Genomic DNA, 23,539 nt, shown 5'->3' on the forward strand with positions numbered 1-23,539 from the left:
CACAAAGAACTCCTATAATAAAGAACAAAGTGCAGATGTTGAAAGTTTGTTGATAGTAATTTCTTTTCATTGGCTATAAAATACCTTTCTTTGTGTAATACGTAGGGCAAAGCAGGGGTATAATCTGATAGGGATGTTCATTATCAATAATCTGAATAAGCCCGGTCCCTTTTCCAATGGGAATCACAATGCCTTCTGGGTTGAGGTCTGGAAATAAGAACTGTGTAGTTTTCTGATTGATATTTCCAATCTGGATGAGTACATTGAGCTGTTCACGCACTGAGACAGGGATTGTATTATGGTCAAAACGCTGACTGACAAGGAGTAGATGAACCTTTGTTGACCGTCCCAATAGTACAATCTGAGACAATAGAGATAAGAATGAATCTTTGATATTCTTATTAACTCCTTCGGATAAAGCAAGTACCTCATCAATGACGATAGTCAGATGTTTAAATTCATGACGTGGATTTTCAAAGAGAATCCCTTGACGTTTATGAATGATGGTTAAACATTGACTCAAATTTTCATTAATTTCTGATACGAAATCAGACTTGGAGCGATTTTCTTGAGGGTGAATAACAGCAATTTGATGTTGCTTTGCCCAGCGTGAAGGGGTATCAAATTTAGGGTCAACGATAATCAAGTCAGAGATGTTTTTAAGAAAACTTAGCAAATACGTTAGAGCATAACTTTTCCCACTTCCTGAGTTTCCAGCAATAGCAATGGAAGTTACCTTATCATAGTTAATGACTAGATTTTTCATGATAGGAATATCATTGCCTTTTAGAGATGTAGAAAATTGTTCAAGGTCTGGAATGACTAGACGTTCAGAAATTCCTTTTTTCCAAGGGAAGAATAGGCCTCGTTGAACATGAATATCATCTGTTTTCAATGCGACAAAGTAGGCAGAATTTTGCTTTAGCAATGTGTATTGGGGATAAAGTGACGCATTGGCGATTAAGAAAATCTTTTGATACAAGTCGTCATCAATAATAAATCCAGTTGGAAGACGTGGAACGAAGATGAATCCGTTTTCTTGTACAATGATGTCAAATGAATTAGTGTAGGAGGTCTCACCCTGTAAAACAGATCCTAAAGCCATGTTTAGGCTCTGTAACAGGTATTGTTCCAACTTGGCACGACCTTGTGAAACAATCCCATCCATTATTTCACCTCTTTCAATCCGTCAGCTTTGAAGTAAACATTATAGCTTACTTCACATGCCTGTAAGTTATCAAAACTAACAAGAGAAAGATATTCAGGAAGGTCAGGCTTTTCAAGGAATTTCACTTGAAATGGTGGTAGTCCTTTTTGACCAAACCATGTTTTGTAGGCGACAATTTCACTTGTTGGTCTTCCATCTTCAAATTTTTGTTGGGGTTCAAGCTCGTCACTAAGCAAGTGGATAGGAGCTTGAAGGTCAACATATTGTTCTGCTGTTTGGTTTGAGTATCCGCTTTTGCGGTATTGTGGTCTCATTTTCATAGTTTAAATACCTCGTGTATTATTTATTGTTTGTTTAGTGTAGAGCAACATGCTCGGTTTAATGTCATGAGCTGGACAATAGATTATGTCATACATTTTTACCTCCTTATCTATCAGGAGAAATAATTAGAGTAATTGGTAATTATTTTTTAAATTTTTTAGAAATAATCTTTTAACTCTTGTTTTAAAACATTTAGAGCTTTTTGATAATGGCTCTTAACCGTTTTATGACTCTTGAATCGAGTTTCTTTGGTTAATTGAAGTGTAGAGGTGTTGTAAATAGCGATTTCGATGACAATATGTAAATCATCTATTGACAATGTTGATAAAGCTCGGCAAATCCGTTCATTTTGTTCTTTCAGAAGTAAATATTTCAGAGGTTCATGACGATAATCTGAATACATGTCAATAATATTAGTAGGTCTTCCTAATCGTTCAATAGTCGCATCCAAACTAAGTAAGTGATATTTGCGATCTTGACGTTTAAGATTGTCTAATGGTTGATTAAGTAAGTGTGAGACTGTTTTCCAATCTTTATTATTTGCAGCTTCTATTATTTTTTGATGACGACGTTCTGTTACTTTAGACATACTATGCCTCTTTCTAACAGTTTCTTTATAGGACAAATAGAAACAGTTATGAGCAGTAGTTTTGAACGCCTTGGCATAAAAGCACGCCAAATAAACGGCAAAACCATTTATGCAAGATATGACCGTTATCGTCATATCATCATAATTAGTTTCAATCCGTCCATTTGATGCGCATCATATAGAACTGTGATTATTTTTTATCAAGAATAATTCCTTGATGTTTTCATCATAAAACAGATAAGAAAAGAAGACCATGACCTCTCAGGTCATGGTCTATAAAGCGTATAACTAAGCGATTTATAAGCTTTTAGTCAGGTTATAAAAAGTTAAAATCTTTATTTTTACAGTAGAAAAATGACCTCACAGGTCAAAAAATAAGAAAAAAAATTTAATTATTTTTTAAAAAAGAAGTAGATATGTACTTTGACAAGAAAAAACAACCCAGCTTTTGCTAGGTTGTTAGAGGTAGATATGGAGCTAAAAAACAAAGAGTTCAAAAAGTATTCTGACAAGAAAAGAGTTGACTAGTTTTTCATAGTAATAGAAAAAAGACCATTAAGGTCTTTTTTTGTCAGTTTTTGATTTAAAGAATTTGTAATATATCATGGAAATATTTTAAAGTTGAATAAGCATATCTTTTTTGATATTTTTGTTTATTTAATGTGATATGATGCTGATTATGATTGATATAATCATCTAAATATCTTGTTATTTCAGAAATAATACGTTTTGATTGACTCATTGCTTCAATATATTCATCTTTATCGATAAGCACATGGCTTGTACTTAAATATCTGGCTGAATTTTGTATGATTACCATTTTTGAATAATCTAGACCAGAGAGAGAACGACGTGAGCGACTTGTATTTCTAAAATGATAACCATTTCGATGTTTCATCTGACTGCGAAATGGAACACAAATAAAATAATCTTTATACTCAACAACAATACAGTTATAAGTACGATTTCCACTAGGTTTTAGAATTTCAGGAAATCTATTGTGTGGATAATCTTTGTAAAAATCACTTGTTAAAGTATATAGTTCTTGTTCATATTGAAGTGTCAACTTTATTACTCCTTATGTAAAAAATGATAGAGAGGAACTCTCTATCATTAACATCGTTTCGGTCAATTTTTATTTGGTAAAGGAGTCAGAACCGTCACTCCTATCATCGTTTCGGTCAATTTTTATTTGGTAAAGGAGTCAGAACCGTCACTCCTATCATCGTTAACGATGTTTACTATCTTAAGTATAGGTTACAAATGATACTTTGTCAAATAAAACTCTCTTATCCATACAATTCTTTTCCTGTATAATTGAGTTCTTGTACTTTTTGATGAAATAAGGCTAATTCTTCTCGGTAATGGGGTTCAAACTGTTGACTTAATGTTAACCACTCAATAATCACCCGAGCTTTTGAAAGTCCTTCTACTTTGTTTTGACGTAGCAGATGATAAGTTTCTTCCATTTCAAGACAAATCATTTCATAGGTTTGCTGATATTTAAAAAGATAAGGTTTTGACCTAATTTTTTTAATTAACAAGTCTGCTCGTAAATAATAACCACGTTTAGAAAAATAGCCCACAGTCGCAATCAGGATTCGTTGAGCACTTTTTACTTGTTCAAGTGTGCTTTGTTTGGAATAAACCTCAAGAAAGTGTTTGGTCATTCGTTTGACAAACTGGTAAGGACAGGCTTCAATAATACACAAGTAAAAATCTGTTTCAATATGATTCAGTAAGCTAAGGTATTCTCGACTTTCTATCTCATTGATAAAGTGTCTAATTTCTTTTTCATAAGTCTTAAAGTTTTCAACTTGTCCCCTAGCCTTTAAATAAAAGAGTTTTTGTTCCAAGTCATACTGGAAAGGATTGTCTTGTCTAATGTTCTCCATATCAGAGCTAACTTTTTTGGCTTGTTGTTGAACTTCAATCGGGCTAATCGCTAATTTTTCCATAGCAATTCTACCTTGATAGAGTCTATCCTGATGATGAATTTGAGCAAAATCCACCCAATCAAGACCAATAGTAATCAAAAGACGTGAGAAGTTCTCTAAGCTAATACTACTTTCTCCTCTTTCAAAGCGTCCTAAAAATTGAGCAGAAACGACTTCTCCAGCGGCAGCTTTGATTGATAAGTCTCTTTTTTCTCTCAACTGACGAAAAACTTTTCCAAAATGATGAGGCATCATTTCCTCCTGTTGTTCTTTTTTTCATCATATCATATTTAAGCCTCAACCAAAAATAGAGACAACCTATAGGTAGCAAAAATCAAAAATCGGGGGGGGGGGGGGGGTACCCCTTTTAGATGTATTTTGAACCTATATGCACCACCCTTAACAAGGGGTCATGTGCCTATGATAAACTGATGATGTAAGACTTAAGTGAGATAGACCTTTGACAATTGAATAGCTGATAGAGAGGGAGGAGAGTAGGCCAATCTATCAGAAAAAGTAGGCAAAGGTCTAAATCTGACATTAAGTGCTTACGCAAACGTTTTTTAAAATCATCATGTTGAAAGGAGTAAAGGATGATCACAATAAAAACAAAAAAAACAAAAACAATCCTAGCTGCTGGTACCATCGCAACACTTGGCTTAGCAAGTAATGTTAAAGCCGAAGAAGTAGCAGTACCAACTAATCAACCAGTCGCTGAAACTCAGGCACAAGAAGCTGTAGTGACTGCTGAGCAAGTCACAGAAGCGCAAACGACGGTTGATACGACAAGCAACCAAGTAATGGTGGCAACAACAGCCGTTGATACCGCACAAACTGCTGTCGATACTGCTCAAGCTGATAGCACACAAGCGGCAACCAATCTTAAAACTGCACAAGACCTTTTAGTACAAGCTGAACAACAAGTTGCTCAAGTAGAAACTGCACCACAAGAAGAAACCGTGATGGTTAAGGATTCGGTATCCTTACCACAAGAAGAGCTATCTAAACAATTCGGTGTCACAAAAGAATATGACGGTGAAATTGTTCTAGGTGATCCTAAAAACTCATGGTCATATGCTGGCGAGGTTGAAGAAGTGGTTGAATTAACCCCTGAACAAGCCAAGTCACTTAAAGAAACAGGTGATTTTGAGTACACCCCAGATATGACAAAAGTATCTGAATACATGGCCCAGTACATTAACGAGTTTAACGAAGCTAACGGCATTACGGCAAATGTTGTCGCGGACAGTGATGCCATTCGTGCTGCCCAAGCCCGTGCCGAAGAAAACGCTGAGCGTAATGAAATGACCCATTCATCAAAACTCTATGTGCGAAACACAGACAATGATGAAGTCCGTAACTACTGGGTTAAAGACCGCTCTGGTGAGATTATCACTAAAGATAAAGTACAATCATCTGAGAATGCTTCCTTAGATTTATTTTTCTTCAAAAATGAAGAAGGTTACCGCAATCTGTCAGCCTTAGATACTAATCATGGTAACATCAGATCAGATAAAGAATTAGCTAACTACCTATTTTTGGCATGGTTCGCTGATACAACGAATGTTAAATTTAATTCAAATGAGCGTCTTCAACAACTGATTGATATGACAACTGGTAAAACAGAAGCCAACCGTTACACCCAAGCCCGCGCGGTTGGTCATCGCACTACCATGATGGGTCGTGTCGGTTATGTCGGTGTTGGTCTAGCTAAAAACGCTGATGAAGATCAAAGTCAACCAAACGCTTACTACCAAGTTATCATGACCTTTATGTATGATAACGACATTGAAGCTCAGAAAAAAGATTCTGATTTCAAATTTAACAGTCTTTCAGGTGTTTGGGGAGATTGGGAAGACTCCAACTTCAATAAACTATCATATGCCATGGTTGACAAGAACTTAACAGTAAACAACTACAACATAGACGGTTCTGTTCAATCTACTGACAAGGTTGACCCAACCTTTGTCCAATACTACAAGGGTAAAGAAGTGGTAGCAGGTCCACGTCGCACTTATCGTTTTGTTGTTAAATCAGATACAGAAACCCTAAAAGCTGAAACACAGGCAAACCTTACCAAAGCTAAAACATTAGTTGCTAAAGCCAGTGAGCAAAAAGTAGCTGCTGACGCTAGCCTAACCGCAGCCCTAGCTAGCCTTGAAGCTAAACGACAAACCCTCAAAGAAGCCCTTCTTGCGCGTGATGAGGCGGTTAACACCTACAACAAGATTAAAGGCATCTATGACGCCCAAGCCTTGTTAGCTGACAGTAAGGGTGAAGAAGCTGTTGAAACTAAACCAGTTGAAACCCCAGCTCAACCAACTGAAACAAAACCAGTTGACGTATCAGCTAAGCCAACTGAAGCTAAACCAGTTGAAACACCAGTTATACCAACTGAAACTAAACCAGTTGATGTACCAGCTCAACCAACTGAAACTAAACCAGTTGATGTACCAGCTCAACCAACTGAAACAAAACCAGTTGACGTACCAGCTAAGCCAACTGAAACTAAACCAGTTGAAGTACCAGCTAAGCCAACTGAAGTAAAACCAGTTGAACCCCCAGTTAAACCAACTGAAACTAAACTGGTTGAAACCCCAGCTAAGCCAACTGAGACTAAACCAGTTGAACCCCCAGTTAAACCAACTGAAACTAAACCGGTTGACGTACCAGCTAAATCAACTGAAACTAAACCAGTTGAAACCCCAGCTCAACCAACTGAGACTAAGCCAGTTGAAGTACCAGTTAAGCCAACTGAAACAAAACCAGTTGAAGCATCGCGTCATCAACCGATGATGAATTCTTTTGCTCAAAACAACCCACAAGACTATCAAAAATTAGTCAATAAAGTGAATCAAGCAATGAGCAAGCCAGTAACTGATGATACAAACACAGAAAAAGGTTTGCCACAAACAGGAGTAAAAGAAACTAGTTTCCTTACTCTTATTGGAGTTGCACTCCTTGGTCTAGTCGGATTAAAACAAAAGAAAGCACGTTGGGAGGAATAACAATGGCGAAAAATAGATACTACGCAGTAAGAAACGGAAGAAAACCTGGAATCTATACTAGTTGGCCAGAAGCTGAACAAGAAGTGAAAAGCTTCTCTAATGCAGAGTTTAAAGGCTTTCCTACTTTGGAAGAGGCAGAAGCCTACATGTTGCCAAAAGATGCACAAATGATTGACATGACAAGTAAAGAATTAGAAATCTATGTAGATGGTTCTTTTGATTCAGAATCTCAAATCTATGGTAGTGGAATTGTTATCCTAAAAGACGACCAAGTCATTGAAGAATTAGCGATTCCAAGTCAAGACGATAGCTTTGTAGAGAGCTATCAAGTTGCAGGTGAAGTGCTCTCTGTTATTCATGCGCTAACATGGATGAAAGAACAGGGTTATACAAGTGCAGCCATCTATTATGACTATATAGGAATTGAAGAATGGGTAACTGGAGGTTGGAAGGCAGAAAAACCAATTTCCAAATACTACGTTAAACGTTATCAAGAACTTGTGGATGGCTTAGATATTGATTTCATCAAGGTTAAAGCACATTCTGGCGTGACCTATAATGATCGAGCAGATAACTTAGCTAATCAGGCGATTGCATCAAGGAGGTCTCTTTGAAGAGCAACGTCAAGAACTTTTAGCCCGATTTGAAAATGGAAGTGCTCAACCCTTAAAAGAAAACCAAGAACTGAAACGCACGTTAAAAGCAAAGTATCATCAAGCTCTTAGAACTTGTTTAGATGAGTATTCTTTATCAGAAAAATATGTGATTGAAGGAGCAAGCTACGAATCAGTAACTTGCTTGCAATCAACTTTAGAAACAATTACTCTTGATTTGGAAATCGAGTGCTATCTATATAATCGTGAGACGTATCAACCAAATACAGATGCTGCCATGCGACGTTGCCTACTGAAAGTTGTCTTAGATTTGAACGTAAGTCAGCCGATTGAAAAAAGTGAGATTAAATCTGTCTATGAAAAAAGACAAGGTCAGTTTAAACTCGCTTCAGATGAACTGGAGTGGGTAGCAGAGCGATTTGTTAGTCGTTATTTCCCCGAAAACCCAGTAACCCCTCAACCGTTGGATTACATGGCTTTAGTTGATAAAATGAACTTAACGTTAGTTGAAACAGATACACTAGATGTTCTTGGAAAGATTTATATTGTAGATGATCCTGAAACACAATTTAAGGCAGGAACAATCTTAATCAACAAATCTCATTCTCGTCATCAGAAACAAGGTGTTTTGGCAAATACAATTGTGCACGAATGTTTACATTGGCATTTGCACCGTGTAGCTCATAAGGACTTAGAAGTCGCAAGTCATCAAATTGAGGCTGATAGCCATAGCTATATTGAATATCAAGCTAATAGTATTGCAAATAAAGTTCTTTTGCCTAAAACAAGCTTTATCAAAAAGGTTGAAGAAGTCACTGAAGAGCAAAAACAACTCTATCCAGAGGCAGATGAACTGCTTATAATGAAGAAAGTCATTAATCAATTGAAAGACTTTTTTGGAGTCTCTCGACAAGCAGTTAAAATTCGTTTGACAAACTTAGGTTATGAGTTGGCTAGAGGTGTCTATGAATGGGTGGATTCAGCCTATGTACCAGCTCATAGTTGGAAATCAGGTTTTCTAAATGCTAAGCAAACGTTTTGCATTAGTGAAAAAGAATTAGAAAAATTAAAGCAAGAAAATCCTAAATTACGTCAAGCTTTAGAATATGGAGCCTTGGTTTATGTTGAATCTCATCTTTGTAAAAATCACCCTGACTATTTAAGAATAAAGGCACAAAAGGGTGACTTTAAAATGGTATTGACTGACTATGCCAGAAAGCACATGGATGAAGCTTGTATAGTTCTCACTAAAAATTATGCTCAGACTGAAATAGCTATTGAGATGATGACTTCATTAAATCGTCCAGCTTTGCTAGAAAAAGTTATTATTAAAAATGTAGATCTAGATAGTTTACAACTAAAGGATTACGAAGAAGTGGGTCAGTTATTGCAAAAGATGCCATATCAACTTGGTGAGGCACTTAAATATTTGATGAAAGAATTCGATATTAAAAATGAAGAACTAGCGGCTGATATAGGTGTGGCTACTGAGACAATTTCTAAGATTAGAAATAATAAGAAGAAACCTACTATAGAAATGGTGGTCGCTATTTGTATTGGTCTTTCTCTTCCATACCGGTTTAGTGAGTACTTATTACAATCAGCGTCTCATAGTTTATGGATGGGTAATCCATTACATTTATTGTATGAGGAATTTTTGCGTATAGCAACATCACCAGACGTAACGGTTGAATCTTGTAATCGATTCTTAAAAAATAATGGTCGTTCTCCTCTTACTAAAGGTATTTGATTAAAGAAACAATTCACTTAATTAGGAATATGTTTTTATATGTCTTGCCTTCATTACTGCTACTGAACTTAGCAATTTGTCTAATTCTTCAGTATATCCTTTTTTAAATTTTTCGTTTTCTAAGCGTTTGTTAAGATATTCTCTAAAATCAACGGTTTCCATTTTGTTTTCTCTCCATTTCTTCAAATTCTTGCTCAGGACAAAAAGTCTATTGCTCTTTTTTCAAGTCAGAATTTGATTTGTCTAAATTCAATTTATTTTAGTAAAATGACTAATGTATAGAGCAATACTCTAATTTATAAAAGTAGAAATTACAACAAGCTCTAGTAATTACTAGAGCTTGTTTTCTTTTATATATCCGAATGTCTAAATTTATTTCACAAAAAATGTAGTCAAAAATGTAGTCATTCGATTGATTTTTATTGAAATACAGTGAAATTTGAAATTTCAAGAATCCCTTTAAATCAAGGTTTTTACCGTCCTATTGACGTGTACTGACCCATTATTTAACTTCTGTAAATACAACGTGTTTGCGAAGTTTTGGTGAGTATTTTTTCAATTGAAGACGATCTGGTGTGTTACGCTTGTTCTTAGAAGTAAGGTACAAACGCTCACCTGATTCTTTATGTTCAAGAGTGATATTAACGCGCATGATAACTCCCTTCTAATTAGTTAGCGTTTTTAGCAACTTTACGTCCTTTGTAATATCCTTTAAGAGATACACGGTGAGAACGTGAATAGTCACCAGTTGTTTGATCGAATGCTACGTTAGGAGCAGCCAATTTATAGTGAGTACGACGTTTGTTTTTCTTAGCTTTTGACGTACGACGTGCAGGAACAGCCATGATAGACTCCTTTCAAAGATTAAAATATATTAGACTATCTTAGTCAACTTTTACTATGATAACATAATCTTTTTGTAAAGTAAAGTCCCTTGACAATTTTTTTTTAATTTTTTTCAAAAGATTGCTAAACTATTCACTCACTATCTTTGAACACTTGCTTGTGTACTTCTTGGTCTTTTTGTTTACGCTTACAAAAGATATAATAGGACTGTAAATAAGAAAAATAAAAAGAAAAGGAGTTTTAAAATGGAAGTCATTTTTAACCTATTAAACTGGTTCTCGCAAAATATTTTGCAGAATCCAGCGTTCTTTGTCGGCTTGCTCGTTTTGATCGGGTACCTACTTTTGAAAAAACCCTTGCATGATGTTTATGCAGGATTTGTTAAAGCAACAGTTGGTTACTTGATTTTGAATGTTGGTGCAGGAGGATTGGTTACTACATTCCGTCCAATCTTGGCAGCCCTAAACTATAAATTCAAGATTGGTGCGGCAGTTATTGATCCTTACTTTGGTTTGACTGCGGCAAATACTAAAATTTCTGAGCAATTCCCAGACTTCGTTGGTGCGGCAACAACAGCTCTTTTGATTGGTTTTGGGGTTAACATTCTTTTAGTTGCTTTGCGTAAATTGACTAAAGTTAGAACCCTTTTCATTACTGGTCATATCATGGTGCAACAAGCAGCAACTGTTTCTTTGATTGTTTTGTTACTTGTGCCACAACTTCGTAGTAGTGCAGGTGTTATCGCTATCGGTGTGATTTGTGGTCTTTATTGGGCAGTCAGCTCAAATATGACTGTTGAAGCAACACAACGCTTGACAGGTGGTGGTGGTTTTGCCATCGGTCACCAACAACAATTTGCAATTTGGTTTGTTGATAAAGTTGCTCCAAAACTTGGTAAAAAAGAAGACAACTTGGATAATCTTAAATTACCAACTTTCTTGAACATCTTCCATGATACAGTGGTTGCCTCAGCAACACTGATGTTAATCTTCTTCGGATTAATCTTGACTATCTTGGGTCCAGATGTTATGTCTAATGCAGAAGTTATCACATCAGGTACACCATTTAACCCAGCGAAACAATCATTCTTCATGTATGTTATCCAAACAGCATTTACTTTCTCAGTGTATCTCTTTGTCTTGATGCAAGGGGTTCGTATGTTCGTTGGTGAGTTGACTAATGCCTTCCAAGGTATTTCATCTAAATTACTTCCAGGTTCATTCCCAGCGGTTGACGTTGCAGCGTCTTATGGTTTTGGTTCACCAAACGCAGTTCTTTCAGGATTTGCAGTTGGTTTGATTGGTCAGTTGATCACAATCGTTCTCTTGATTGTCTTTAAAAACCCAGTATTGATCATCACAGGTTTCGTTCCAGTATTCTTTGATAATGCGGCAATCGCAGTTTACGCTGACAAGCGTGGTGGTTGGAAAGCAGCAGTTATTCTATCATTTATCTCTGGTGTGCTTCAAGTAGCTCTTGGTGCAGTTGCAGTAGGCCTACTTGACTTGGCAGCATACGGTGGTTATCACGGAAATATCGACTTTGAATTCCCATGGTTGCCATTTGCATACCTATTCAAATATCTTGGCTTGGCTGGTTATGTGTTGGTTTGTGTATTCTTATTGGTTATCCCACAACTTCAATTTGCCAAAGCGAAAGATAAAGAAGCTTACTATCGTGGTGAGGCTCAAGGCGAATAATTTAATAAACGATTAGAAATTGATTTGACAGGAGGAAAATACAATGGTTAAAGTTCTTACAGCATGTGGTAATGGTATGGGATCATCAATGGTGATCAAAATGAAAGTAGAAAATGCTCTTCGTGGTCTAGGCGTAACTAACTTTGAGTCTGCATCATGTTCAGTTGGTGAAGCTAAAGGATTAGCTGGTGGTTATGATATTATCGTCGCTTCAAATCACCTCATTAGCGAGTTAGAAGGTCGCACCAATGGTAAATTGATTGGTCTTGACAATTTGATGGATGATAATGAAATCAAAACAAAATTGGAAGCAGCATTGAAATAATAGAGATGGCGGGGGCTTTCATAAAACGAAAGCCCCTCTGTTAATGGGAGGAAATACTTATGAACTTGAAAAAATCATTCACTGAAAATAATTCGATTCGTCTTGGTTTGACAGCTACAACTTGGCAAGAGGCTGTTAAGTTGGCAGTTAACCCTTTGATTGAGAGTGGTGCTGTTACAGAAACCTACTATGAAAATATCATTGCGTCAACAGAAGAGCATGGCCCTTATTACATTCTAATGCCAGGTATGGCAATGCCACATGCTCAAGCAGGTGAAGGTGTTAATCGTGATTCATTCTCTTTGATTACCTTGACAGAGCCAGTAACCTTTTCAGACGGTAAGGAAGTATCAGTTCTTCTTACACTTGCTGCAACATCGGCAGCGATTCACACATCAGTAGCGATTCCACAAATTATTGCTCTTTTTGAATTGGAAAATTCAATCGAGCGTCTAGTGGCATGCCAAAGTCCTGAAGAAGTGCTAGCTATGGTTGAAGAATCAAAAAATAGCCCATATCTTGAAGGTCTTGACTTGGAAAGCTAAGATAAGTTGAATAAACGAATAGAAAAGAGGAGAAAAAATGACAAAACATATTCCAAATTTACAAGTTGCCCTTGATCACTCTGACTTGAAAGGTGCTGTTAAGGCAGCCGTTGCAGTTGGTGCAGAAGTTGATATTATTGAGGCAGGAACAGTCTGCTTACTTCAAGTGGGAAGTGAATTAGTAGAAGTTCTTCGCAATCTGTTTCCAGATAAGATTATCGTGGCAGATACCAAGTGTGCAGACGCTGGTGGCACGATTGCTAAAAACAATGCAGTGCGTGGTGCTGACTGGATGACGTGTATCTGTTCAGCAACGATTCCAACCATGTCAGCAGCCCTTAAAGCCATCCAAGAAGTAAATGGCGATAAGGGAGAAATTCAAATTGAGTTGTATGGTGACTGGACTTATGAACAAGCTCAATTATGGTTGGATGCAGGTATTTCTCAAGCGATTTACCATCAATCTCGTGATGCCCTTCTTGCCGGTGAAACTTGGGGTGAAAAAGACCTTAACAAAGTTAAGAAATTGATTGACATGGGCTTCCGTGTATCAGTTACAGGTGGGCTTGATGTGGATACCTTGAAATTGTTTGAGGGCGTTGATGTTTATACCTTTATCGCTGGTCGTGGTATTACCGAAGCAGAAAATCCTGCACAAGCAGCTCGTGAATTCAAGGATGAAATCCGTCGTATTTGGGGGTAGGCCATGAAGCGTCCAATTGGTATTTATGAAAAAGCAACGCCAAAACAGTTTACTTGGTTAGAGCGATTGAATTTTGCTAAAGAACTCGGTTTTGATTTTGTTGAAATGTCTGTGGATGAATCAGACGATCGTTTGGCTCGCCTAAACTGGAGTAAAGAAGAGCGTTTGGAAGTTGTTAAGGCCATTTATGAAACAGGCGTGCGTATTCCAACCATCTGTTTCTCAGGTCATCGTCGTTACCCACTAGGGTCAAATGATCCAGAACTGGAAGCCAAATCACTGGAAACCATGAAACAATGTATCGAGTTGGCTCAAGATTTGGGTGTTCGTACCATTCAGTTGGCTGGCTATGACGTTTACTACGAAGAAAAATCGCCAGAAACCAGAGCGCGTTTCTTGAAAAACCTACGCTTGGCGTGTGACTGGGCTGAAGCAGCTCAAGTTATGCTAGCCATCGAGATTATGGATGATCCATTTATTAACTCGATTGAAAAGTACCTAGCCATTGAAAAAGAAATTGACTCACCATATCTCTTTGTTTACCCAGATACTGGTAACGTGTCTGCTTGGCATAATGATATTTATAGTGAATTCCTACTTGGTCATCGCTCAATTGCAGCCCTTCATCTAAAGGACACTTATGCTGTCACAGAAAGCTCTAAGGGGCAATTCCGTGATGTGCCGTTTGGTCAAGGTTGCGTTGATTGGGAAAATATGTTTGCCGTTTTGAAAGAAACCAACTATAATGGCCCATTCTTGATTGAAATGTGGTCTGAAAATTGTGAAACAGTGGAAGAAACGCGTGCAGCAATTAAAGAAGCACAAGAGTTTCTATACCCATTGATTGAGAAAGCGGGGTTATTCTAATATGCCAAAATCATTAGCAGAAATGCGTCAACGTGTTTATGAAGCCAATGTTTCCCTACCAGAACATGGTCTAGTGAAGTTTACTTGGGGTAATGTTTCTGAAGTTTGCCGTGAACTTGGTCGTATCGTGATCAAACCTTCTGGTGTGGATTATGACAAACTTAGCCCAGAAAATATGGTAGTCACTGACTTGGATGGTAATGTGGTTGAGGGTGACTTGAATCCATCGTCTGACCTGGCGACCCATGTTGCTCTCTATAAGGCTTGGCCAGAAATTGGTGCAGTAGTGCATACCCATTCGACAGAGGCAGTGGGCTGGGCACAAGCTGGTCGTGATATTCCTTTTTATGGGACAACTCATGCGGATTACTTCTACGGACCTGTTCCATGTGCACGTTCGTTAACGGCAGATGAAGTTAATTCAGCCTATGAAAAAGAAACAGGTGCAGTGATTGTTGAAACCTTTGCAGAGCGTGGCATTGACTCAGTTGCCGTACCAGGTATTGTGGTGCGTAATCATGGCCCATTTACCTGGGGGAAAGATCCTGCACAAGCAGTGTATCATTCGGTCGTGCTAGAAGAAGTGGCACGCATGAATCGCTACACTGAACAAATCAATCCACAAGTGGAACCAGCTCCGCAATATATCATGGATAAGCATTATCTGCGTAAACATGGTCCTAATGCTTATTATGGGCAAAAAGGAGATGCACATTAAAAAAATGAAAAGTCTAGTGTAATCGACTAGGCTTTTTTGTGGATTTGCTAAGTGATGGTCCTTAGCGTTATAAAATTTGGTATCTATGCTATAATGGAGATGAAAGGGAAAGGAAATCACTTATGATTTTATTGGATAAAAGTAGTTGCGATTTATTACGCTACCTCATTCAGCTTGATCATCCAGAAACGGTTATGGCCATTAGTCGTGCGATGGAGCAGTCACGGCGAAAGATTTATTATCACTTAGAAAAAATCAATGACGCCTTGCCAGAGACGGTTAATCCACTTGTCAGTCAACCTCGGATTGGCTTGTTATTGGATGCCAATCAAAAGAAAGCGTGTCAAAAACTTTTGGATGAGGTGGCGGCAGATAGTTATATCATGAGTATTGACGAACGTATTCAGTTGATGCTAGTTTATATTGCAGTATCTCCAGCTCGTGTCACTATTGAAAAATTGATGGAATTAACCGATGTGTCACGCAATACAGTTCTTAATGATCTCAATGACATTCGCTATCGTCTGTCACAAGAGCAGTATAAGGTTAACCTTTATGCCAACAAATCGCAAGGCTATTTTCTTCAATGTCACCCAATCAATAAAATCCAATATGTTCATTCCTTTCTTTATGATATTTTTAATGAAGCCAGTGATAGCTTTATCAATATTTTACGAGAAAAATTAGCTTTGATTTTTGGTCAAGAAGAGCTGTTGTCCGATCAAGTGCAAGATTTTCTATTGATAGAACTGAGCCAGAGAGAACATGAATTGGGTAAAAAAATCAACCGTTCAGAAGTCAAGATGATGTTACGCATTTTGCCTTACCTGCTCTTGTCTTATCACAATATGGATTTGACCACAGAAGATATGGCAGATATTGAACAAAAATTTGCTCCTGTCTATGAGAGAATCGAGTATCAAGTGGCTAAGGCCCTAAGCCAGTCCATTTGGGAGCGAATAGGTATTGCTTTAGATGATGTTGATACTTGCCTGATAGCAGTTTTACTATTATCTTATCGCAAGGATAAGGATACCCATATTAGTAGCAAGGATTTCTTGGAAATGACTAAGACCTTAACCACCTTCATTGAAGCCTTTGAAGAAGCTTGTGGTACAATTATTTTGAATCAAGAAGACTTAAATAAACGCTTGTTGACGCATGTTAAGTCTCTCATTTTTCGTAAACAATATGGCATTCTATCTAAAAATCCGCTCACCAAACACATCAAAGAAAAATACCAACAAGTTTTTCAAGCAGTGAAAAAAGTATCTGCCATTTTAGAAGAAGCCTGGCAACTTGAATTGAATGATGATGATTTGGCTTACCTCACCATTCATTTTGGTGGGTATATCAACCATTTTCAACTGACGTCTGGTCCTGTCTTACCCAAGCAAGTTTATATCATTTGTGATGACGGGGTTGCCATGCAAAAATTGCTCCTAAAACAGTGTCAAGATTACTTACCAGTCAATAGTATTCAGGCGATTTTTACTAGCGAGCAATTCAAAAGTGTTGAAGATTTATTGGTAGCAGATGTTTTGATTTCAACCAGTGATGCTTTTGAAACACAGTTTCCCTTAATCCAAGTACATCCTATCTTATCGCCTGAGGACGTTAGAAAACTTCAACAATTTTCTCGTCAACATGATTTTAGTCATCGCTTGCCTTATTTTGAAGAACAAATCAATCAATTATTACTCCCTCATTTATCTCAATCAGACCAAGCTCAAAACCTAAGTCAAGCCATTTGTCGTTTGTTTGAAGATCAAGTTTTAGCAAGTCATTTTCAAGGTGTGACAAGTGAACACTGACTTGTGTAAGACTTGGTCTTTTTCTTTTTCTTGTCATTTACTATAATAAAAAAGTAAAGAAACTTATTTATTATTGTTTTGAGGAGGAACACAAATGGCTAATGTAAAAGATATTACAAGAGAATCTTGGATTTTAAGCACTTTCCCAGAATGGGGTACATGGTTAAATGAAGAAATTGAAGAAGAAGTTGTCCCAGCAGATAATTTTGCGATGTGGTGGCTAGGAAACTGTGGAGTTTGGGTGAAAACACCAGGTGGCGCTAACTTAGTTATGGATTTATGGTCAGCTCGTGGTAAATCAACTAAAAAAGTAAAAGACATGGTTCGTGGTCACCAAATGGCTAACATGGCAGGTGTGCGTAAATTGCAACCAAACTTACGTGTGCAACCAATGGTTATTGACCCATTTGCTATTAACGAGTTGGATTACTATTTGGTTTCTCATTTCCATAGTGATCATATTGATATCAATACAGCAGCGGCAATTATCAACAATCCAAAACTTGACCATGTTAAATTTGTTGGTCCTTACGAATGTGGTGAGATTTGGAAAAAATGGGGTGTTCCAGAAGATCGTATCATCGTTGTGAAACCAGGTGATAGCTTCGAGTTCAAAGATGTCAAAGTTCATGCCGTTGAATCATTTGACCGTACTTGCTTGGTAACTCTACCAGTAGAAGGTGCAGAAGAAGCTGGTGGTGAATTGAGCGGACTTGCGGTTACTGATGAAGAAATGGCACGCAAGGCAGTTAACTATGTTTTTGAAACACCAGGTGGAACAATCTACCACGGAGCAGACTCTCACTTCTCTAACTACTTTGCTAAACATGGTAAAGACTTTGAGATTGACGTTGCCCTTAATAACTACGGTGAAAACCCAATCGGTATCCAAGACAAGATGACTTCTGTTGACCTTCTTCGTATGGCAGAAAATCTTCGTGCTAAAGTAATTATCCCAGTTCACTATGACATCTGGTCAAACTTTATGGCGTCAACCGATGAAATCTTAGAATTGTGGAAAATGCGTAAAGAACGTTTACAATACAAATTCCATCCATTTATTTGGGAAGTTGGTGGTAAATACACTTATCCACAAGATAAAGATATTATCGAATACCATCACCCACGCGGATTTGATGATTGCTTCGAACAAGATTCTAATATCCAATTCAAAGCTTTACTATAATCAATTGGTTTGAAAACCATATCCGCCTATCCTTGCGATAAGCGGATATTTTTGTTAATATTAAAATGTAAGAGCTTACTAAGTTGTAGCTTAAAATAGAAAGGAATTTTACATGTCTAACTTATCAGTTAATGCCATCCGCTTTTTAGGAGTTGATGCGATTGAAAAATCAAAATCAGGTCACCCAGGTGTTGTCATGGGTGCAGCTCCAATGGCTTATAGTCTTTATACTAAGCATTTACGTGTCACACCAAATCAACCAGATTGGGCTAACCGTGATCGCTTTGTCTTATCAGCAGGTCATGGATCAATGTTGCTTTATGCCCTCTTGCACCTATCAGGTTATCAAGACGTTAGTATGGAAGAAATTAAAAACTTCCGTCAATGGAATTCAAAAACACCTGGTCATCCAGAATTTGGTCATACCCAAGGTGTTGATGCCACAACAGGACCATTGGGTCAAGGTATTGCAACAGCTGTCGGTATGGCTCAAGCTGAGCGTTTCCTTGCTGCAAAATATAATAAAGAAGGTTACCCAATCTTTGACCACTACACTTATGTTATCTGTGGTGACGGAGATTTGATGGAGGGGGTATCAGCAGAAGCAGCTTCTTATGCTGGTAAACAAAACCTTGACAAGTTGGTTGTCCTTTATGATTCAAATGACATCTGTTTGGATGGAGAAACAAAAGATGCCTTTTCTGAAAATATCCGTGCTCGCTATGAGGCTTATGGCTGGCATACAAGTCTAGTTGAAGATGGCAATGATTTGGCAGCTATTTCAAAAGCCCTTGAAGAAGCTAAGGCAACTAAAAAACCAAGCTTGATTGAAGTAAAAACCGTTATCGGTTTTGGTTCACCAAACAAACAAGGAACGAACGGTGTCCATGGTGCCCCACTTGGTGAAGAAGAAACAAAAGCAACTCGTCAAGCTCTTGGATGGGATTATGCCCCATTTGAAGTGCCAGCAGAAGTTTATGCTGATTTCAAAGAAAAAGTGGCAGATCGTGGTCAAGCAGCCTATGACACTTGGGAAAAATTAGTCAACGACTATAAAACAGCTTATCCAGAAATGGCAGCTGAGTTAACAGCCGTTCTAGCTAACGAACCAGTTGCTGAATTGACAGAAAAAGACTTCCCAGCTTATGAAGATGGTTTCTCACAAGCAACGCGTAATTCATCACAAGATGCCATCAATGCCGTAGCTAAGGTCTTGCCAAACTTCCTTGGTGGTTCAGCTGATTTGGCTCACTCTAACATGACTTACATCAAAGAAGATGGTTTGCAAGATGCTCAAAATCCACTTAACCGTAATATCCAATTTGGTGTGCGTGAGTTTGCTATGGGTACTGTCCTAAACGGTATGGCACTTCATGGCGGTGTTCGTGTTTTTGGTGGAACATTCTTCGTCTTTTCAGACTATGTTAAGGCAGCAATGCGTCTATCAGCCCTTCAAGGTTTGCCAGTGACTTATGTCTTTACTCATGATTCAATTGCCGTTGGTGAAGATGGGCCAACTCACGAGCCAATCGAACATTTAGCAGCCCTTCGTGCTTTGCCAAACTTGACTGTTCTTCGTCCAGCAGATGCGCGTGAAACACAAGCGGCTTGGCACTATGCCCTAACAAGTAAGACAACACCAACTGCCCTTGTTTTGACACGTCAAAATCTAGAAGTTGAAGCAGGCAGTCAGTTCAATGAAGTAGCTAAGGGTGCTTATGTAACTTATGAAACATCAAGTGACTTTGATACCATTCTTTTGGCATCTGGTTCAGAAGTTAACCTAGCTGTTAAAGCGGCTAAGGAACTTGAAAAATCAGGTACTAAAGTTCGTGTGGTTTCAGTACCATCAACTGACTTGTTCGACCAACAATCAGCAGAATACAAAGAAAGTATCTTGCCAAGTCAAGTACGTCGTCGTGTTGCGATTGAGATGGCAGCAAGTCAAAGCTGGTATAAATATGTCGGCTTAGATGGAGCAGTTCTTGGTATTGATCAATTTGGTGCGTCAGCTCCAGCTAACAAAGTGATCGAAGAATATGGCTTTACTGTGGAAAAAGTTGTTGAACTTGTTAATAACTTGAAATAAGAGACCAATAGAAGAAATCATTGATTTCTTCTATTTTTTATCTGCTTTTACGAAATAATAAAGTAGGAGGAACTCATCATGAAACAAGTAGAACAAGAGATTAAAGAGTTAACAGAAGTCAGCAAGGCATCAACTAATGTTTCAGCAGACTTGATTGCTAAGTTATGGTTTTCTCTAGCAACAACTTTGTTGTTAATTTTTGCATGTTTATCCAATTTAACGCTAACCAGTGTATCTGGTATTTTGGTTTTGTTACTCATCTTGTGTCTATTTGTTCTTGGTTTTATTTTTCTTCAATTATCTTAATCATCACCTTGAAATCTGTAACAAAAGATTTCAAGGTCTTTTTGTCAAGCTATGATATAATGGTAGAAAAAGTGACGAAAGGAAATATTTAAATGAAATTACAAACCTTGGGTTGTTGGGGTGGCTATCCTTATCAAGATGCTGGAACAACCAGTTATTTATTGACCAGTCAAGATGGGTTTAATCTGCTAATTGATGCAGGTAGTCGAGCTGTGACAGAGTTGGAAAAAATTCTTAATCCCTTAGATCTAGATGCGGTGATTATTAGTCACTATCATCCAGACCATATTGCAGACTTGGGTGTCTTGGGTCATTATCGTTTGCTTCATCCCCAAACCTCTCCGACCTTGTTGGTCTATGGTCATGATGAGGATGAACATGAATTTGCCAAGTTAAACATGGGAACAGCCTTAAAAGGACAAGCCTATCAAGTTGATTGTATCAATCAGATAGGCCCTTTTGAAATCAGTTTCATCAAGACGGTACATCCGGTGGTTTGTTATGCCATGCGTATTCGTGAAGTTGCAACCAATCAAGTCTTAGTTTTTACTGGTGACACAGGCTATTTTGAAGGCTTAGCAGAATTTACCAAAGATGCCGATTTGTTTTTGGCAGATGTGTATTTCTTTGAAGGTCGCGAAAATCACCCAGCTCATTTGACTAGTAAGGAAGCAGGCCAGATTGCCAAACAAGCTCAAGTGAAACGCTTAGTCTTGACTCATCTTCCTCAGTTTGCAGAAGAAGGCATTGATTCAGACAATCACTTAGAAGTCTTGCGTCAGCAAGCTCAAGTTTACGCAGAAACGATTCCAGTGGACTTGGCTCAACCCAGACGTTCTTGGGAATTGGGAGAGTTGTAATGACGTATTCGCAAGCTGAAAAAGAATACTTCATGACTCAAGCCTTGTTTGAAGCCGAAAAATCTCTTGCTAAAAATGAAATTCCTATTGGTTGTGTTATTGTGAAGGACGGTCAAATTATCGGACGTGGCCATAATGCTCGTGAAGAACTAGGACAGGCGATTATGCACGCTGAAATCATGGCCATTCAAGAAGCTAACCAAACTCTTGGAAATTGGCGTTTGTTGGATTGTACACTCTTTGTGACCATTGAACCTTGTATCATGTGCAGTGGCGCTATTGGTTTAGCTCGTCTGCCTGAAGTGGTGTATGGTGCAGCCAATCAAAAGTTTGGAGCAGCCGGGAGTTTGTATGATATTTTATCCGACAGCCGACTCAATCATCGTGTAGCGGTCGAATCAGGTCTAATGGCAGAAGCCTGTGCAGAGATCATGCAAACCTTTTTCCGTCAAAGACGACTTGAAAAAAAAGCAGGGCTAGTTCTTGCCAAATAGCTCTCTTATTGATATAATAAAAATTGGAGCAACAACTGTGCGTGAAGCGGGTCAGGGGAGGAATCCAGCAGCCCTAAGCGATGTCGGTTGTGTGCTCTTTTTTATTGTCTATGGATAAACAAGCCAGTTAGTCGATGAACTATGATGTTTTGTCTATCAAAGTTTTTCTAATTTCTAATGGTGAGATATGGTACAATAGATATAGTGAATGCGTTAACAGAGAGGGGTTTCAATGAGAAAATTTTTACAAACCAGTTTATACGAGATTTCTTTTTATGTGGAGATTGTTATTTCTATTATCTTGGTCTTAGTTTTAATGTCCTTGACCATGCGTCTGTTGGTTGGAGCAGTGGATCTTTGGACAGCAACACAAACTATTGAAGATTATTTACAAACCTTTCTGACCCAAGCCATGACGATAGCAGTCGGTGTGGAGTTAATTAAAATGCTTTGTAAACACACGTCTGGCACGATTGTCGAAGTCTTGCTCTTTGCCGTTGCTAGACAGATTGTGGTATCTCATGGAACTGCACTTGATACGCTTTTAGGGGTTATTGCGATTGGTGCTCTTTTTGCCACGAGAAAATACCTCTTTACTAGTTTTGATGATTCCAATAATATCATCTTGCGTGGTAGCCAAAAGGTACAGATTGCTGGAATTTTGGCGCGGGTAAAGTTACCCAATAAAAAAGGGGAATTGTTACGTGATTTTATGGAACGGCATTTGGAAGAAGAAGACAAGAGTATTGCAGTTGGGTCAACTATCTACATTAAAGATGTGGCCTTACGAGTTGACAGTATGCGTGGCGATCAGATTACTCGTGTAGAAATTATCAAATCATTATATTAGTTAAATAAGGGGTAAGCCCCTTTTTTTGTGGTATAATAAAGTCATGACAAATGAAGATATCATCTATGGCGTACATGCCGTTATTGAAAGTTTAGAAGCTGATTTAGGCAATAAACTTTATGTGCAAGAAGATTTGCGTGGAAAAAATGTCGATCAGATCAAATCTTTGGCTCGAGATAAAAAGGTTTCGATTTCTTGGACATCTAAAAAAGAGTTGAACGACATGACTCAAGGAGCAGTTCACCAAGGCTTTGTGCTTCGCGTGGCAGCTTTTCCTTATGCGTCGTTGGAAACCATTCTAGCCAAGTCAGAAGAAACAGACAATCCATTGATTCTCATCTTGGATGGCTTGACCGATCCCCATAATTTTGGCTCGATTTTACGAACAGCAGATGCGACCAATGTGACTGGTGTCATCATTCCCAAACATCGTGCCGTTGGTGTGACACCTGTAGTGGCTAAAACCTCAACAGGAGCAGTTGCCCACGTTCCCATTACCCGTGTGACCAATCTCAGTCGCACGATTGAGCAGCTCAAAGCACAAGGGTTTTGGATTTTTGGGACAGACATGTCAGGCACGCCGAGTCATCAATGGAATACTTCTGGCAAACTGGCTCTGATTATTGGTAATGAAGGCCGAGGTATGTCAGCCAATCTCAAAAAACAGGTGGATGAAATGATTACCATTCACATGGAAGGCCATGTTCAAAGCTTGAATGCTAGTGTTGCCGCAGCCCTACTTATGTACGAAGTCTTTCGTAATCGTTTCTAGTTGAGAATAACAGCATCGTTCTATCAGATGATTTTTAACAAATTAGGCCATCAAAAAAACTAGAGTTCTTAGTGACT

Annotated in this window: 25 protein-coding genes and 1 other RNA gene; 18 read left to right on the forward strand and 8 right to left on the reverse strand. The window is 38.2% G+C overall.

What is annotated here, in order from left to right:
• Positions 1-73 precede the first annotated feature (73 nt).
• The 5 genes from FRX51_RS02950 to FRX51_RS02970 all read right to left on the reverse strand — a co-directional run bounded on the left by FRX51_RS02950 (position 74) and on the right by FRX51_RS02970 (position 4,267).
• Positions 74-1,168: an AAA family ATPase gene (locus tag FRX51_RS02950; protein ID WP_146495712.1), complete on the reverse strand. Its 1,095-nt coding sequence runs from the start codon at positions 1,166-1,168 to the stop codon at positions 74-76.
• Positions 1,168-1,482 carry a hypothetical protein gene (locus FRX51_RS02955; protein ID WP_186603332.1) on the reverse strand — a complete coding sequence of 105 codons (315 nt, stop codon included), beginning with the start codon at positions 1,480-1,482 and terminating at the stop codon, positions 1,168-1,170. The genes FRX51_RS02950 and FRX51_RS02955 overlap by 1 nt, the downstream gene beginning before the upstream one ends.
• Positions 1,483-1,646: 164 nt before the next feature.
• Positions 1,647-2,078 (reverse strand): sigma-70 family RNA polymerase sigma factor, encoded by a 432-nt coding sequence (locus FRX51_RS02960; RefSeq protein ID WP_146495716.1) that lies wholly within the window; start codon positions 2,076-2,078, stop codon positions 1,647-1,649.
• Positions 2,079-2,661: 583 nt separating this feature from the next.
• Positions 2,662-3,144 carry a type III toxin-antitoxin system TenpIN family toxin gene (tenpIN, locus tag FRX51_RS02965; protein ID WP_146495718.1) on the reverse strand — a complete coding sequence of 161 codons (483 nt, stop codon included), beginning with the start codon at positions 3,142-3,144 and terminating at the stop codon, positions 2,662-2,664.
• 223 nt (positions 3,145-3,367) lie between these two features.
• Positions 3,368-4,267, reverse strand: a complete 900-nt coding sequence (locus FRX51_RS02970; RefSeq protein ID WP_186603328.1) for a helix-turn-helix transcriptional regulator — start codon at positions 4,265-4,267, stop codon at positions 3,368-3,370.
• A gap of 341 nt (positions 4,268-4,608) precedes the next feature.
• On the opposite strand from FRX51_RS02970, the gene FRX51_RS02975 reads away from it, so the two are divergent.
• Genes FRX51_RS02975 through FRX51_RS02985 form a run of 3 tightly spaced genes read left to right on the forward strand, consistent with a single transcriptional unit; the run spans position 4,609 to position 9,387 of the window.
• On the forward strand, positions 4,609-7,023 hold the full coding sequence (locus tag FRX51_RS02975) for an LPXTG cell wall anchor domain-containing protein (protein WP_146495720.1): 2,415 nt from the start codon (positions 4,609-4,611) through the stop codon (positions 7,021-7,023).
• A gap of 2 nt (positions 7,024-7,025) precedes the next feature.
• Positions 7,026-7,637, forward strand: coding sequence for a viroplasmin family protein (locus FRX51_RS02980; RefSeq protein ID WP_146461021.1), 612 nt, complete (start codon positions 7,026-7,028; stop codon positions 7,635-7,637).
• A complete protein-coding gene (locus FRX51_RS02985; RefSeq protein ID WP_146495722.1) occupies positions 7,615-9,387 on the forward strand; it encodes an XRE family transcriptional regulator in 1,773 nt (590 codons plus the stop codon). Before FRX51_RS02980 ends, FRX51_RS02985 begins: the two co-directional genes overlap by 23 nt.
• 21 nt (positions 9,388-9,408) lie before the next feature.
• Here FRX51_RS02985 and FRX51_RS05800 read toward each other — a convergent pair whose 3' ends face one another.
• The 3 genes from FRX51_RS05800 to rpmF form a co-directional block, all read right to left on the reverse strand.
• Positions 9,409-9,549, reverse strand: a complete 141-nt coding sequence (locus tag FRX51_RS05800; protein ID WP_186627089.1) for a hypothetical protein — start codon at positions 9,547-9,549, stop codon at positions 9,409-9,411.
• Between the two features lie 340 nt (positions 9,550-9,889).
• Positions 9,890-10,039, reverse strand: coding sequence for a 50S ribosomal protein L33 (rpmG, locus tag FRX51_RS02990; protein ID WP_001265622.1), 150 nt, complete (start codon positions 10,037-10,039; stop codon positions 9,890-9,892).
• A 16-nt stretch (positions 10,040-10,055) separates the two neighbouring features.
• Complete coding sequence (gene rpmF, locus FRX51_RS02995; RefSeq protein ID WP_146461024.1) at positions 10,056-10,232, reverse strand: 50S ribosomal protein L32; 177 nt, start codon at positions 10,230-10,232, stop codon at positions 10,056-10,058.
• Positions 10,233-10,478: 246 nt separating this feature from the next.
• Here rpmF and FRX51_RS03000 point away from each other — a divergent pair, with 246 nt between their 5' ends.
• From FRX51_RS03000 to rlmB, 15 genes are all read left to right on the forward strand, one after another.
• The gene (locus tag FRX51_RS03000) at positions 10,479-11,933 is read left to right on the forward strand and encodes a PTS ascorbate transporter subunit IIC (RefSeq protein ID WP_146495724.1); all 1,455 of its coding nucleotides are present in this window, start codon (positions 10,479-10,481) and stop codon (positions 11,931-11,933) included.
• A gap of 43 nt (positions 11,934-11,976) precedes the next feature.
• Positions 11,977-12,258 (forward strand): PTS sugar transporter subunit IIB, encoded by a 282-nt coding sequence (locus FRX51_RS03005; RefSeq protein WP_146461028.1) that lies wholly within the window; start codon positions 11,977-11,979, stop codon positions 12,256-12,258.
• A 59-nt stretch (positions 12,259-12,317) separates the two neighbouring features.
• The gene (locus FRX51_RS03010; RefSeq protein ID WP_146495726.1) at positions 12,318-12,803 is read left to right on the forward strand and encodes a PTS sugar transporter subunit IIA; all 486 of its coding nucleotides are present in this window, start codon (positions 12,318-12,320) and stop codon (positions 12,801-12,803) included.
• 37 nt (positions 12,804-12,840) lie between these two features.
• Positions 12,841-13,506, forward strand: coding sequence for a 3-keto-L-gulonate-6-phosphate decarboxylase UlaD (locus FRX51_RS03015; RefSeq protein ID WP_146495728.1), 666 nt, complete (start codon positions 12,841-12,843; stop codon positions 13,504-13,506).
• A 3-nt stretch (positions 13,507-13,509) separates the two neighbouring features.
• Positions 13,510-14,373: an L-ribulose-5-phosphate 3-epimerase gene (locus FRX51_RS03020; RefSeq protein ID WP_146495730.1), complete on the forward strand. Its 864-nt coding sequence runs from the start codon at positions 13,510-13,512 to the stop codon at positions 14,371-14,373.
• A 1-nt stretch (position 14,374) separates the two neighbouring features.
• Positions 14,375-15,091: an L-ribulose-5-phosphate 4-epimerase gene (locus FRX51_RS03025; RefSeq protein WP_146495732.1), complete on the forward strand. Its 717-nt coding sequence runs from the start codon at positions 14,375-14,377 to the stop codon at positions 15,089-15,091.
• Between the two features lie 122 nt (positions 15,092-15,213).
• Positions 15,214-16,905, forward strand: a complete 1,692-nt coding sequence (locus tag FRX51_RS03030; protein ID WP_146495734.1) for a transcription antiterminator — start codon at positions 15,214-15,216, stop codon at positions 16,903-16,905.
• 94 nt (positions 16,906-16,999) lie between these two features.
• On the forward strand, positions 17,000-18,091 hold the full coding sequence (ulaG, locus tag FRX51_RS03035) for an L-ascorbate 6-phosphate lactonase (RefSeq protein ID WP_146461039.1): 1,092 nt from the start codon (positions 17,000-17,002) through the stop codon (positions 18,089-18,091).
• 112 nt (positions 18,092-18,203) lie between these two features.
• Positions 18,204-20,180, forward strand: coding sequence for a transketolase (tkt, locus tag FRX51_RS03040; RefSeq protein WP_146495737.1), 1,977 nt, complete (start codon positions 18,204-18,206; stop codon positions 20,178-20,180).
• A gap of 78 nt (positions 20,181-20,258) precedes the next feature.
• A complete protein-coding gene (locus FRX51_RS03045; RefSeq protein WP_146461042.1) occupies positions 20,259-20,486 on the forward strand; it encodes a hypothetical protein in 228 nt (75 codons plus the stop codon).
• A 92-nt stretch (positions 20,487-20,578) separates the two neighbouring features.
• Positions 20,579-21,346, forward strand: coding sequence for an MBL fold metallo-hydrolase (locus FRX51_RS03050; protein ID WP_146495739.1), 768 nt, complete (start codon positions 20,579-20,581; stop codon positions 21,344-21,346).
• A complete protein-coding gene (gene tadA, locus FRX51_RS03055) occupies positions 21,346-21,840 on the forward strand; it encodes a tRNA adenosine(34) deaminase TadA (RefSeq protein ID WP_146495741.1) in 495 nt (164 codons plus the stop codon). The genes FRX51_RS03050 and tadA overlap by 1 nt, the downstream gene beginning before the upstream one ends.
• Positions 21,841-21,855: 15 nt before the next feature.
• An RNA gene (gene ffs / locus FRX51_RS03060) (signal recognition particle sRNA small type) lies at positions 21,856-21,949 on the forward strand.
• Positions 21,950-22,072: 123 nt separating this feature from the next.
• On the forward strand, positions 22,073-22,690 hold the full coding sequence (locus FRX51_RS03065; RefSeq protein ID WP_146495743.1) for a hypothetical protein: 618 nt from the start codon (positions 22,073-22,075) through the stop codon (positions 22,688-22,690).
• A 43-nt stretch (positions 22,691-22,733) separates the two neighbouring features.
• Positions 22,734-23,462, forward strand: coding sequence for a 23S rRNA (guanosine(2251)-2'-O)-methyltransferase RlmB (rlmB, locus tag FRX51_RS03070; RefSeq protein ID WP_146495745.1), 729 nt, complete (start codon positions 22,734-22,736; stop codon positions 23,460-23,462).
• Positions 23,463-23,539: the final 77 nt, after the last annotated feature.

The sequence above is a fragment of the Streptococcus sp. sy010 genome (assembly GCF_007859175.1).
GTDB lineage: Bacteria > Bacillota > Bacilli > Lactobacillales > Streptococcaceae > Streptococcus.

Coding starts and splice junctions, on each gene's coding strand:
- FRX51_RS02950 (WP_146495712.1), bottom strand. CDS start 1,168: ATGGATGGGATTGTTTCACAAGGTCGTGCCAAGTTGGAACAATACCTG.
- FRX51_RS02955 (WP_186603332.1), bottom strand. CDS start 1,482: ATGAGACCACAATACCGCAAAAGCGGATACTCAAACCAAACAGCAGAA.
- FRX51_RS02960 (WP_146495716.1), bottom strand. CDS start 2,078: ATGTCTAAAGTAACAGAACGTCGTCATCAAAAAATAATAGAAGCTGCA.
- FRX51_RS02970 (WP_186603328.1), bottom strand. CDS start 4,267: ATGCCTCATCATTTTGGAAAAGTTTTTCGTCAGTTGAGAGAAAAAAGA.
- FRX51_RS02975 (WP_146495720.1), top strand. CDS start 4,609: ATGATCACAATAAAAACAAAAAAAACAAAAACAATCCTAGCTGCTGGT.
- FRX51_RS02980 (WP_146461021.1), top strand. CDS start 7,026: ATGGCGAAAAATAGATACTACGCAGTAAGAAACGGAAGAAAACCTGGA.
- FRX51_RS05800 (WP_186627089.1), bottom strand. CDS start 9,549: ATGGAAACCGTTGATTTTAGAGAATATCTTAACAAACGCTTAGAAAAC.
- rpmG (WP_001265622.1), bottom strand. CDS start 10,039: ATGCGCGTTAATATCACTCTTGAACATAAAGAATCAGGTGAGCGTTTG.
- rpmF (WP_146461024.1), bottom strand. CDS start 10,232: ATGGCTGTTCCTGCACGTCGTACGTCAAAAGCTAAGAAAAACAAACGT.
- FRX51_RS03000 (WP_146495724.1), top strand. CDS start 10,479: ATGGAAGTCATTTTTAACCTATTAAACTGGTTCTCGCAAAATATTTTG.
- FRX51_RS03005 (WP_146461028.1), top strand. CDS start 11,977: ATGGTTAAAGTTCTTACAGCATGTGGTAATGGTATGGGATCATCAATG.
- FRX51_RS03010 (WP_146495726.1), top strand. CDS start 12,318: ATGAACTTGAAAAAATCATTCACTGAAAATAATTCGATTCGTCTTGGT.
- FRX51_RS03015 (WP_146495728.1), top strand. CDS start 12,841: ATGACAAAACATATTCCAAATTTACAAGTTGCCCTTGATCACTCTGAC.
- FRX51_RS03020 (WP_146495730.1), top strand. CDS start 13,510: ATGAAGCGTCCAATTGGTATTTATGAAAAAGCAACGCCAAAACAGTTT.
- FRX51_RS03025 (WP_146495732.1), top strand. CDS start 14,375: ATGCCAAAATCATTAGCAGAAATGCGTCAACGTGTTTATGAAGCCAAT.
- FRX51_RS03030 (WP_146495734.1), top strand. CDS start 15,214: ATGATTTTATTGGATAAAAGTAGTTGCGATTTATTACGCTACCTCATT.
- ulaG (WP_146461039.1), top strand. CDS start 17,000: ATGGCTAATGTAAAAGATATTACAAGAGAATCTTGGATTTTAAGCACT.
- tkt (WP_146495737.1), top strand. CDS start 18,204: ATGTCTAACTTATCAGTTAATGCCATCCGCTTTTTAGGAGTTGATGCG.
- FRX51_RS03045 (WP_146461042.1), top strand. CDS start 20,259: ATGAAACAAGTAGAACAAGAGATTAAAGAGTTAACAGAAGTCAGCAAG.
- FRX51_RS03050 (WP_146495739.1), top strand. CDS start 20,579: ATGAAATTACAAACCTTGGGTTGTTGGGGTGGCTATCCTTATCAAGAT.
- tadA (WP_146495741.1), top strand. CDS start 21,346: ATGACGTATTCGCAAGCTGAAAAAGAATACTTCATGACTCAAGCCTTG.
- FRX51_RS03065 (WP_146495743.1), top strand. CDS start 22,073: ATGAGAAAATTTTTACAAACCAGTTTATACGAGATTTCTTTTTATGTG.
- rlmB (WP_146495745.1), top strand. CDS start 22,734: ATGACAAATGAAGATATCATCTATGGCGTACATGCCGTTATTGAAAGT.